The sequence below is a fragment of the Bradyrhizobium sp. 23 genome (genome assembly GCF_023073295.1).
Classification (GTDB): domain Bacteria; phylum Pseudomonadota; class Alphaproteobacteria; order Rhizobiales; family Xanthobacteraceae; genus Bradyrhizobium; species Bradyrhizobium canariense_D.
Genome location: NZ_JADPJF010000156.1, coordinates 1 through 12953 on the forward strand (window position 1 = coordinate 1; position 12953 = coordinate 12953).

3 protein-coding genes and 1 pseudogene are annotated in these 12953 nt (G+C 59.3%); all 4 read right to left on the bottom strand.

Annotation, left to right across the window (positions count from 1 at the left end):
• Positions 1 to 91: 91 nt before the first annotated feature.
• Positions 92 to 247 (bottom strand): annotated as a pseudogene (locus tag IVB32_RS40875) (IS3 family transposase); the annotation flags it as partial.
• Between the two features lie 158 nt (positions 248 to 405).
• Positions 406 to 10887, bottom strand: coding sequence for a calcium-binding protein (locus IVB32_RS40880; protein ID WP_247413153.1), 10482 nt, complete (start codon positions 10885 to 10887; stop codon positions 406 to 408).
• 30 nt (positions 10888 to 10917) lie between these two features.
• Complete coding sequence (locus tag IVB32_RS40885; protein ID WP_247413154.1) at positions 10918 to 11475, bottom strand: DUF5625 family protein; 558 nt, start codon at positions 11473 to 11475, stop codon at positions 10918 to 10920.
• Between the two features lie 279 nt (positions 11476 to 11754).
• Positions 11755 to 12953 (bottom strand): HlyD family type I secretion periplasmic adaptor subunit (locus tag IVB32_RS40890; protein ID WP_247413155.1); only part of this gene is annotated, 1199 nt, incomplete at its 5' end.

A 12953-nucleotide genomic window follows, 5' to 3' on the forward strand; every position in this document is an offset into this window, starting at 1 on the left:
ACCCAAACAGCGAAATCGATCAGCTGCTTCCCTGGGCCTATCGCGCGCAATCCCTCAAAGCCGTGGCGTGAGAACGACGCTTACCGTTCGGCCGAGCCTCGACCAGTATCGGCGCTCGGGTGCCCACGGCGCGGCGGCGGGCCCGGCGCTTGCGCACGCTGAGGCCTTCCTCTCGATACAGACGGTAGATCCGGTTCCGCCCGGACGGCTCGCCCTGCTGGCGAAGCAGCACGAACAGCCGGCGGTAGGCGAGCAGATGCACCATCCTGCGGAAGAAAGCGCTGGATGCGATAGATGCGCCGTTCAAGGGCGGCGGCGCGCGGCGAAGTATATTGTGCCGACGCCGGCTACCTCAATTTTTCAATCTGCGTCGGCATATCAATCCGCATAAAATCGACCTCGATTTCAAGTGTGCCAAGCCGCTCCGATCGCGCTCTGCAGCCCGCCGTCGTTTGGTAGCGCCTGAAGCGTGGAATTCGTCGGATCAAACCCGGTGTTGTTCGCCGAATACGTCGCCATCGCCTGCACCAGCTGAGAGAGCTGGCTGTCGATCTTGAGACCTCCGGCGGTGATCTCCTGCAATGCACCCGAGCTTCCCGAGAACCAGTTGCCGATCGTTGTGCTCGTGTTAGTGCCCAGGAGATCGATCCTCAGATCGTTGCCGGATTGTTCAAACCAGAGGTTCTGATCGGTGATACCGCTCAGGAAATCGATCTCGTTCTTCGAGCCGGTCGCTGGGGAAAGGTTGATCTGCGCTTGTCCAGCGCTCGTCGTAATCTGGTACACATTGTTCCGCGCTCCGCCATAGACTGTCTCTGCGCCCGCGCCAATCTGGAAGATGTTCAAGCCGTAGTCGTTGCCCATGAGCGTCGCGTTCGCGACACTGCCGGCCCAGATGAACGTTGACGTGGCGTCGGCGATGTTGGAGCTGTTCCAGCTGCTTCCATCGGCGAACAGCAGCTTCTCGATGCCCCAATTGGCAGTCTGCGAATAGAAGTGATCGTCGACCGTAATAGTTGCGCCGGTCGAATTGACCATAACGAGCAGAGCGTTGCTGGAGCGGCTGACGGTGATGTCGTTCGCATTCAGATCAGCGAACTTCAGGGTGTCGATATCCGTGACGGAGCCGGACCGATCAGCGATCTCGTCGTTGCCGTCTCCGGATCTGTAGACGTAGGTATCGGAGCCGTCGTTGCCCTGCAAGTAGTCATTTCCCATACCACCGAAAAGGGTATCAGCCGATGAAGCTCCATTCAGCGAGTCGTTGCCTGACGTTCCACGAAACCAGGCATTCGCGGCAATGGTTGGAAGATCCCAACTGTCACCGTTCGCAAACAGAAGCCTCTCCACGCCATAGTAGGCGCTCTGAGAGTAGTATTGATTGTCGATCTGAATGGTGGCACCGGTCGCCGTGACCGTTGCAAACAGGGTGTTGCCCAAGCGGCTCAGGACGATATCGCTCGCATTCAGGTCGGTGAACTTGATCGTGTCGACGTCGGTCGTCGAGGCCGATTGATCATCGATCTCGTCGTTGCCGTCCCCCGACCTGTAGACGTAGGTATCCGAGCCATCTCGGCCCTGCAGGTAATCGTTTCCGGTGCCGCCGAGTATCGTGTCGTTCGACGACGCCGCGGACATCGAGTCGTTGCCGGCGGTCCCGCGGAACCAGGCATTCGCGGCAATCGTCGGAAGATCCCAACTGTCACCGTTCGCAAACAGAAGCCTCTCCACGCCGTAGTCGGCGCTCTGAGAGTAATATTGATTGTCGATCTGGATGGTGGCACCGGTCGCCGTGACCGTTGCAAACAGGGTGTTGCCCGCGCGGCTCAGGACGATATCGCTCGCATTCAGGTCGGTGAACTTGATCGTGTCGACGTCGGTCGTCGAGGCCGATTGATCATCGATCTCGTCGTTGCCGTCCCCCGACCTGTAGACGTAGGTATCCGAGCCATCTCGGCCCTGCAGGTAATCGTTTCCGGTGCCGCCGAGTATCGTGTCGTTCGACGACGCCGCGGAGATCGAGTCGTTGCCGGCGGCCCCGCGGAACCAGACATTCGCAGCAATGGTTGGAAGATCCCAACTGTCGCCGTTCGCAAACAGAAGCCTCTCCACGCCGTAGTCGGCGCTCTGAGAGTAGTATTGATTGTCGATTTGGATGGTAGCACCGGTCGCCGTGACCGTTGCGAACAGGGCGTTGCCCGAGCGGCTCAGGACGATATCGCTCGCATTCAGGTCGGTGAACTTGATCGTGTCGACGTCGGTCGTCGAGGCCGATTGATCATCGATCTCGTCGTTGCCGTCCCCCGACCTGTAGACGTAGGTATCCGAGCCATCTCGGCCCTGCAGGTAATCGTTTCCGGTGCCGCCGAGTATCGTGTCGTTCGACGACGCCGCGGAGATCGAGTCGTTGCCGGCGGCCCCGCGGAACCAGGCATTCGCAGCAATGGTTGGAAGATCCCAACTGTCGCCGTTCGCAAACAGAAGCCTCTCCACGCCGTAGTAGGCGCTCTGAGAGTAATATTGATTGTCGATCTGGATGGTGGCACCGGTCGCCGTGACCGTTGCAAACAGGGTGTTGCCCGCGCGGCTCAGGACGATATCGCTCGCATTCAGGTCGGTGAACTTGATCGTGTCGACGTCGGTCGTCGAGGCCGATTGATCATCGATCTCGTCGTTGCCGTCCCCCGACCTGTAGACGTAGGTATCCGAGCCATCTCGGCCCTGCAGACGGTCGTTTCCAAGATCGCCGAGGATCGTGTCATTCGACGACAGCCCGGAGAGCGTTTCTCCGTTAACCGTCCCGCGAATCCAAGCATTCTCAGTAATTGCCGCGCGATTCCAGAGGGTGCCGTCGGCGAACTGAATACCCGTTAGGCCCTGGATTTGGCTGCCATCTCCCCAAAACTGATAGTCCACGACAAAGGTGTCATCCGTCGACAACAACTTGAGCGTCATGGCGTCACCATTACGGCTCAATTGAACATCCGACCGATTCAGGTCCTTCAGAACAAGTGTGTCGTCGCGATTATAGCCAGAGCCGGGGTTAGTAAGGGTATCGTGCCCATAGCCGCTTCCGAAAATGATGCGGTCCGAGCCATTGCCCGAAACGCTTATGGTGTCATCGCCAGCACCCGCATCGACCGTAACTCCGGTGGCCGGAAGCCCGAAAGATTCGTTTCCGGAAGTACCACGCAGCCACGCATTGGCAGTAATCGCCGTGCGGTCCCAAATAGTGCCGTCGGCGAATTTGATGCTGCCGAGCCCATAGCTGTTACCATTGAACTGCAAGGGAACGGTGAAGCTGTCTGCAGTTGATGGCACACTTACAATAAGCTGGTTGCCCGATCTCGTGAGCTGGACCTCCGATGGAAGGATGTCCGTGAGATCGAGAACGTCCGCGCGCACGTATCCTGCACCCGGATTGTTGAGCGTGTCATGCCCCGCACCCTTATAAAAGATAATCCGATCGGAACCGTTGCCACTGACGCTGAGAGTATCGTCACCTGCGCCGGTATCGATGGTCGCACCGTCCGCCGGCAATGTGACGGAATCGTTGCCCCCCGTCCCCACCAACTGGGACGCATTGGCGATCTGTGCGCGATCCCACCGCGTCCCATCGGCGAACAGGACTTGCTCAATACCGTTCGTCCCGTTGAACTGGCCCTGAAGCCTCAGCACTTCGGCGGAAGATTTAATCTGGATGAACAAATCATCGCCGCTCTGGCCAAAGCTTACGTCAGAAGCGTTTAGGCCCACGAGCTTCACCACGTCCGCGCCGGAGTCCGCACCGCTCTCCTGGATGACATCGTTGCCTGAGCCTACGTGGTAGATGTAGGTGTCACCACCGTCACCGCCAATAAGCGTGTCTCCGCCAGCTCCGCCGTCCAGCGTATCGGCCGTCGCAAAGCCGTTCAGCGTGTCCGCCGCGCTGGTGCCGCGGATCCATGCTGCAGTAGCAATCGCGCTGCGGTCCCATGCGGTACCGTCGGAGAACTGGACCTGCTCGAGGCCCCAATAGCCGCTCGTCGAGGTGAACTGCTCTTGTACGGTGATGACATCTCCGCTTCCCGGAATCGCGATCGAAAGATCTGATCCGAGCCGCGAGAATATGACGTCGCCGGGCTTGAGATCGAGGAGTTTGAGAACGTCAACCTGCGAGGCGGAGTTGTAGCCGTCGTTGATGGTGTCGCTGCCATCACCCAAGGCATAGATAACGGTGTCGCTGCCGGCGCCGCCCTGGATCAAATCGTTTCCGGCCCCCGGCTGGAAGGTGTCGTCCTCCGGTGTCCCCTGGATCGTATAGTTTCCGGCTGCATTGGGCAGCACGGAATGGGCTGCGATCTGCGTCTTGTCCCACGCGGTTCCATCGGCAAACGCGACCTGCTCGACCCCGGTTGGGGCATAGCTGAACTCATTGGCAATCGTCGTGGTGTGACCGTTCGCCTTGTTCTTGACGATGAGGTCGGCGCCGCGCTGAATGAACGTGACGTCGGCGGCGTTGAGGCCGACAAGTTCGAGCCGATCCGTGCCGTCCTCGGCATCTTCGGAGATGGTGACGTTATCGGCACCAGCGCCCACCCGGTAGGTATCGCTGCCGCCGTACCCGGTCAGAGTTTCGGCGCCACTTCCGGCGACAAAAACATCGGCTGTGCCCGAGCCCGCCAAGGCCTGGGTATCGGCACCGCCGATGAGCAGGTGGCCGTCCAACCGACCGAGCAGGTCGGATCGGCTCCAGACCGCACCATTGGCAAAGACGATCTGCTCGAGGCCTGCACCGGCGGACGCCGAGAGCTGATCCTGAAGCACGATGGTGTCGCCGTTCGCAAGCTGCAGCACGATATCGGAATTATCGAGCGAGGACCGGCCGACCTTGATCGTGGCGGGATCGATTCCGCTCCCGAGCACCAAACGATCGGTATCGGCGCTGCCACCACTGTCGACGATGCGGTCGCTGCCATCCCCGAGATTGTAACGGTATTCGTCTGAACCGTTGCCGCCACTGATACGATCAGCACTGGCGCCGCCGATCAGGATATCGGACCCCGCTCCGCCGGCCAGAATGTCCTTGCCCGAGGTCCCCGCAACTGTCTCGATCTGGTCGGTGATGCCGATCACGACCGTCGACGTGACGGACATGCCGTCGTCGTCCACGACCTTGACAGCCAGCGCGTGCTGCGACTGCGTCTCGAAATCGAGGACGGCGCCGTCCTTGACACGGATCTGGTTGCCGACGATCTCGAATAGATCGTCTGCACTCACAATACTGAAGCTGTGCGCGCCGGCGTCACCGGCATCGACCGCCGCCAACGTCGCAACGACCGTTCCGCCCGCAGCGTTCTCCTGTACCGAGCCGCCGGTCACAGCAATCGCGGTGGGCGCCTCGTTACCGAGCCGCCGAAACTCGAAGTTGTCGGCGGTCAGCGCGGCAAGATCGACATTTTGCAAAGTGAGATTGTCGCCATTCCCGAGGGAAATGATGACATCGCCGCCGACCTGCGACGCGACGGCAATGACTGAAGCGAAATCGGCAAGCATGGTGCGGTCGAACCGCACCATATCGTGGTCCGTCCCGCTTCCCGCCGTGAAATCCGTGACCGTGTCCGAACCGTCGCCGACGCCGACCACAAATATGTCGCCGCCCGTGCCACCCGTCAGGACGTCGTTGTCGGCGCCGCCGATCAGAATGTCGCTGTCGAGCCCACCGTTCAGGACGTCGACACCGGTGCCGCCATCGAGCTTGTCCTTGCCCATGCCGCCGGTCAGCGTGTCGTCACCGCTGCCGCCGGAGACGACGTCATCGCCGGAGCGCGCATCGATCACGTCGTTCCCCGCGCCGCCAACGATCAGATTGTTGCCGGCATCGCCGGCGATCTGGTCGGAGAATTCGGTGCCGACGATGTTTTCGATCTGCTCGACCTGCGCCATGTCACGCCAGGTACCGCTTGCGAGATCGCCCTGGTCGGTCGTGCGCACTTCGGCACCGTTGGTGACGAGATCGACCCATACCGCAGACCCGAAGCCGCTGAGGTCCAGCGTATCGGTTCCCACGCCGCCGTTGATGGTGGCGACATCGCCGGGAGCGCTGACGCTCAGCAGGAGGGTGTCGTTGCCGAGGCCGCCATAGAGGAGGTCGTTGCCGCCCTGTCCGTCGATCCGGTCGTCGCCGGCCTCGCCATAAAAGTTCTGGTTGGCGCTCGAGCCGACCAGAACGTCGTTTCCACCGGTGCCCGCGAAGAACGGCGCATTGCTGGTCGCGATCCCGTAAATGGTCGAGCGGCCCCATTGGTCGCCATTGGCGAAACGAATGTATTCGATGCCGGAATCCGGGGTGTCCGTGGCATCGCCGAACTGGCCGACGATCGTGATCGTCTCGTTGGTCGGCAGAATGTGAATCAGGAGATTGTCGCCGGAGCGGGTCAGGTTCACCTCGGAAGCCTGGATATCCTTCAGGACAAGGACGTCGGTGTCGGTCGCGGTGAACGAGCGCCAGGTGTTCTCGTAGATGGTGTCGTTGCCGTCGCCCTTCGAATAGATGAAGGTGTCGTTGCCGCTGACGCTCTGCAGGCCTGAGTAGATGATGTCGTCGCCCTTGCCGGCTTCGATCGTATCGTCCCAGCGGCTGATCCGGGCGTCGATGAGATCCCGTCCGTCCGTACCGCGGAACCAGGCATTCTTCTGGATATCGACCCGATTCCAGACCTCACCGTTCGCAAACTGGATGGTTTCGAGACCCATACCGGGGGCGTCCGGGGTCTCGCCGAACTGTCCCAGGACCGTGATCGTCTCGTTAGTCGAGATGATCTTGATCAGCAGATCGTCGCCAGACCGAGTCAGCTGGACGTCTGGGCTGCTGATATCCGTGAACTTCAGAACGTCGGTCTCGGTCGGACCAAAGGACCGCCAGGTCTGTTCACTGATGGTATCGTTGCCATCTCCCCTCGCGTAGACGAACGTGTCGCTGCCACTCCCGCTTTGATAGCCGGAATAGATGATATCGTCGCCCTTGCCGCCTTGAAACGTTTGACCGAGAAAGTGGCTTGAAAGCGTCTGGGTGCCATCCAGGATATCGCGGCCGTCCGTCCCACGGATCCAGGAGGCCTGCTGAATTTGCGTGCGGCCCCACTGAACGTCCGCAAACCGGATATATTCGAGCCCCGCACCCGGCGCGTTGAGACCGATGAAATGACCCGCGACGGTAATGACCTCGCCCGTCGCCTTGATCTTGATCAGGAGGTCGTCGAGAGATTGCGACAGCTCGACGTCGTATGAATTGATGTCGGTGAGAATTAGGACGTCCGTTTCCGCCGAATTGCCCTCAACGATCAGATCGTTGCCATCACCCTTGGCATAAATGTACGTATCGTTCCCGCTGCCGGCGCCGTTGTTGTTATAGATGATATCGTCGCCCTTGCCGCCGATGACGATGTCATCACCGTCGTTCGCCAGGATATAATCCTTCCCGTCGCCGCCAGAGATAAAGTCGCTGCCGATCCAGCCATCGATATAATCCGATCCGCCGCCGCCGTAGAGAACGTCGTTGCCAAATCCCCCAAGGAGAACGTCGTTGCCGCCGACTGTATCCGACCCAACTTCGTCTCCATAGAGGACGTCATTACCGGCCAGTCCGTTTAGGACGTCAGCACCAAGACCGCCCGCCATGATGTCGATGTTGCCGCTACCGTTGAGCCTGTTATTGCCGCCACCGTGGAACGGATTGGGCTGCAGCGCATCCGAAATCCCCAGCGTTCCGCCCAGTCCGCCATAGCTGGAAGCATTCCAGATATCGTCGATGCCGGGCGACGCGCCGGCGACGATGTTTCCTTCATGGCCGAACTCATCCCAGTACGTCTGCCAGATGATCAACCCCTGCTCGACCATGGTCACGACCACAGGGTCCCAACCGAGATAGTCGCGGCCGGCATTGTAGGTGATCTGCGCCCGGTCGATTGCCGAGCCGTCCTGGAATTTGATCTGGTCGATACCGACCCAGTAGCCGGCATTGCCGTCCAAGAGGCTGGTAACGCCTGAGAAGAATCCATCAACGCGGATGATTTCGCCGGTTGTATTGATCGTGATGAGGAGCGTGCTGTCCTGGTAGGAGTAACTCACCTCACCCGCTGAGACGTCCTGCAGCCACAGCGTATCGATATCCGTATTGCTGGGATTGCCGATCTTCGAAGAAAAATCGTAGATCTCGTCGTTGCCGTCGCCCTTCTTCCAGACGTAGGTGTCGCTCCCGTTCCAGCCCTGCAGGAAGTCGTCACCTTTGCCGCCGTAGATCGTGTCGTTGAGATCTGAGCCGGTGGCGAGCGTGTCCATCCCATCCGTGCCACGAACCCAGGCCTGCTGCATGATCTGCGCACGGTCCCAACTCGTACCATCTGCGAACTTGATGATGTCGATGTTCTTGGACTTGCTGTCGGCGCTGTTGTTCGGGAAGAAATTGTCGAAGTCGATATACTCGCCGGTCGACTTGACCGTCAGCAGAAGGTGACCGCCAACCCGCGACAGTTGGATGTCGCTGGCGTTGAGATCCGTCAGTACAAAGGTATCGCGCTCACTGACCGGGCCGAGCGTGTCGTGAACGATGTCATATCCGTCCCCTTTGCTATAGAGGATCGTATCGCTGCCCCCACTGATCCTAATATAGTCGTCGCCCTTGCCGCCGCGGATGACGTCATGCCCCCCGGAGTCCGAGATGACGTTGTTGTGCCCGTCGCCCCGAAACACGCTGGCGCCTGCCAGCTGCGAGCGGCCCCACTCGGTGCCATCCGCGAAGCGCAGGACGTCGATGCCTTGGCTCGCAAAGAAGCCATCGATAACGATCGTCTTTCCGGTTGCCGTAATCCGCATCAGCAGATCGTCACCGATGCGATCGAAGGTGAGGTCGGTCGAGTTCAGATCGGTGAGAACGAGCCGATCGGTGTCGGTCGCGGCACCATCATCCCTGATCCAGAGATCGCCGTCTTGCTTGTTGTAGACATAGATATCGCTGCCGCTGCCGCCACTGAGCAGATCGCCGCCGCCCCCCCCGATGAAGACGTCCTGGGCGGAGGTGCCATTGATGCCTTCAGCATACGATGATCCAACAAGCGCTGTTCCATCGATGATGTGCGTTGCCACACTGCGAGCAGCCGTGTCGAGGACAGCGTCTAGATGAGGCAGGACGGCGCTCTCGTACGCGGCACGATCGCCGTTGAATTTCAACTGAACGAGACCCTCGAGGCCGAGAAGCCCCTTCGCCAGGTAACCCGCAAGCACGCCACCCGACGTGGGTGCGAATGCAGCCATAAGATCAACAACCGTTCCGATGTTTGCAGGTGTAGCCGGCTGCGGCTCTCCGGCGGCATACGTGCCGAAGTCTAGCATGCTGAAGAACAGATATGGACTGTTCTCTGCCGCTAAAGTCTCGTTCCCTCGTGCGGAAGCGCTCCATGTAACTTGAGACAGGAAGTACAACTCCAAAATATCGGCAATTTGCTCAAAGGTACTTTCGACTTTTGAACCGAGAGCTTTGCTCCCCGGATAGGTTCGCAGCTCGTTGTCCCGTTGCAGCTCACGATAAGTGTCACCGTAGAACTTTTCAACAAAAGCAAGATGGGCGGCATCAACGTAGGGGCCCCGGCTAGCAGGATCTATCGCGTCAACACCAGCCCAGTTTAACAACAAGCTTCGAAAGTTCGCTCGAAGCGCGGCTGGGTCCATGGTGAAGACATCATCGGCGAGAGCCGTCCACGCGATCCGGAATCCTTCGTCCGTGCTGGCCTTGTATTCGGTATTGTCAATCTGCCCAAAGCCTGGCAACTGAGGCAGTTTGTCAACGCCTTCAAGCGGCGTATAGGCTTGTGTGTGATCTGCAACAGTCTGTTGACCGTCAGTCTTAAAATAGATCGATTGGACATCGCCAGTGCTTCCGTTGCTGCGCGTAAAGACAGCACCAAAGCCCACACCATTATCTTGGTTGGTACCGTTTACTGCGGTTCTTTGCAGCGACAGTGACGCGATCCCTGCGTCAGCTAAGGTTCCGAGCTCGCCTGCTTCGGATACACCGTTCTGATTGAGATCACGCCAAACGCGAAGCTTATGGAATTCTTGATCTAGCGCATCTATCTTCCCGTCACCGTTGGTGTCCAGCTTCTCGAGGACAGCAAAACCGTCCTGGGTAGACGACCCAAACAGCTCAATGCCGCTGTCAATAAGGCCATTGCCGTTGTCGTCGATCGCGAGGATACCATCGTCACCTGAGACCCAGCCTGTCAGTTCTGCGAAGCCATCGCCGTTATAGTCAAAATGGACCGAGGAGGCCGCGAGAGACGAGAGCTCGACGCCATCACCATCGAGGTCCAGCACAAGCGGATCGCGATTGATAAATAGAAGCGGCGAAACGAGCGCCAATTTCAGCGATTCACGAAGATTGTCACCGAATTCACCTAAGAACCGTAATAGATCGATTCGGACCAGCGAATGGTCAATCCAAGTTTTGTTAAGCCAGTGGTTGGGCCATACAAAGCCTTCATTGCCAGGCAGCATTCCCCAATCAACTTGCTTCAGGGCATTGAATACGAAGTCAATGCAGCTGTTTGTTAGGCCGTTATAGATCGGGCTAAACTGCCCACCGCCGGGATTTTCGCCAAAGGCTTTCAGCTTATCGTATTGCGACTGAGATATGTCGATAGTTTGCGAGTATGAGATAGTGTCGTGGTTTGTATTGTCATCAGTCCTTACAGTCCCCGCACCGATCGGCGTTCCCGGCTCTAACGGATGAAAGCCAAAGCTGATCGTATTTCCTTGAGCATCAGTCAATTCGTACCACATATGCCCAGTCTGCGACGGTCCGTCGCTCGTCATGCTTCCGGGCGGCGCAATCTTGATTGTAAGCTTGGGCATCTCTCTATCCCCCTGCGTTGTGGCAAACTGCTATTTCGCCGTGTACGTAAGCTCGAGCTCTGTCCGAAATGGCTCCAACCTAGAGATGTTGTTCATTGGAGTAATGCTGACGATGTACAGGCCCTCCTCAAGTCGCATCCGATCGAGGTTGCGACTGAAGGAATAGCCGGTGGACGCAACATGCCCGTCAGACGGAACCGTGCGGTCAAGAATGGTCTGTCCGTTCTCATCCAGCACGACAATGTGACAGACGGAGCGAAGCTTGCCTGGTGGATCAGCTAGATTGCTTGGTTGGGCAATCGGTCCGCCGATTAAATCGTGGACTTCGGCCCGTTGTGCATCGCCAGAGAAGTAAACCAAGAGATTGAGCTCATAGCTTCGGCCTTTAACAATTCGTACTCGAAACGCTGAGGGTACGTCGCGTTGCAGTCGGACCGGAACTGTGAGCCTTGGAATGTCGTTGTGAACTAGCCTCAAATACTGGAGGTAGGGCGACTCTCCCATAATCCATGCCGCCACAACTCGGAGCAAAGCCGCCCCGACAAGCACTATAGCGATCCCCGCCAAGGTCTTGATCAGCCTCTGCATCGACACCGGCTCGGCTTCCCCCGGTGGATCGCATGGCCAACCCAACTATGTCTGTCGTTGCGAAAAAGGCAGTCAGCAGACGACGTGACCCATGATTTCGCACACATAGACGCGCTAACCCACGATCCACGGAAAATGTGCCGGCTCTTACATAGGATGTACATATCGCGCTAAACACCTAACGGTTCATAGTCAATCTGTGAGCCCGCGGGACGATAGACCTCATCCCACAGGTGACTTAGATTCCACCAGCCTCTTTCGAGAAGCCGACGCCACCAATCACCTCTCCCTCAAACTCTCCTGCCGATACCGCAGCAACGGCGACATCACGTACTCGATGATCCGCCGCTGCCCCGTCTTGATCTCCACCGTCACCGCCATGCCGGGCGCAAGGTTGACCATCTTGTCGTCGACCTGCATTTTCGTGCCATCGAGCGACACGCGCGCAGCGTAGAGCAGCTCCTGGCCGGCAGGCTCACTCGATTCGACGAGCGCGCCACCCTGCTTCGGAGTGCCCGGCCCGCCCAGCGGCTTGTCCTTGATGATCGCATCGCGCGACACGCTGATCACCTTGCCGTGCAGCAGGCCGTAGCGCGTGAAGTTGAACGTATCGATCTTGATCTCGGCGTCCTGGCCGTGCTCGACGAAGCCGATGTCGCGGTTCGAGATCATCGCCTCGACCTCGATGCTGGAGCCGCGCGGCACGATCATCATCAGCTGCTGCGCGGGGGAGACCACGCCGCCCACGGTGTGGATCGCGAGCTGCTGCACGGTGCCGTCGATCGGGGCGCGCAACAGCTGCTCCTCGGTCTTCCGCTGCGCCTTGACTGAATCCTGTTGAAATTCGTCGGCCTTCTTCTGGGCATCGGAGAGATCGCTTAGCACCTGCCGCTCGAAGCCCGACTTCGTTTGGGCGAGCTGCTGCTCCAGCGCGCGGCGCGCGGCCTCGATCTCGACCAGCTTGCGCTCCTGCACGATGCGCTCGTTCTGCTGGTCGATCAGGCGGGTCTGGGCGTCGATCCAGGCAATGCGATTGCCGTACTGGATGTCCATCGCCTTCTTGCGGATGGTCAGCGTCTCCTCGAGCAGCGGCAGCGTTGCGTCGATCTTGGCGATCGCGGCGGTGACCGAGTGCGCCTCGGCGCGCTTCTGGTCGATCTGCTGGACCACCGAGGCAAGCTTGGCTTGCTGTTCGGCGGCCTGTGCCAGCATGGCCGAGCGCGCCCGCGCGATCTCCACCTCGGATGCGCCGGCGGGCTCCTCGATATCGTGGGGGGCGGCGAGATCTGGAAAGCTGCGGCGCAGCGCCGACAGGCGGGCGACGTCGAGCAGGCTCACGACGAGGTCCTGCCCAACCCGCTTGCGCTCGGCCTGGGTCACGGTGCGGTCGAGCTCGACCAGCACTTGGCCCGCCGTGACCCTGTCGCCATCATGGACATGGATCGCCGAGACGATGCCGGTCTCCAGCGGCTGGATCG

Excerpts from the sequence above, each read along its gene's own strand:
- IVB32_RS40880 (WP_247413153.1), bottom strand. The coding sequence starts at position 10,887 with ATGCCCAAGCTTACAATCAAGATTGCGCCGCCCGGAAGCATGACGAGC.
- IVB32_RS40885 (WP_247413154.1), bottom strand. The coding sequence starts at position 11,475 with ATGCAGAGGCTGATCAAGACCTTGGCGGGGATCGCTATAGTGCTTGTC.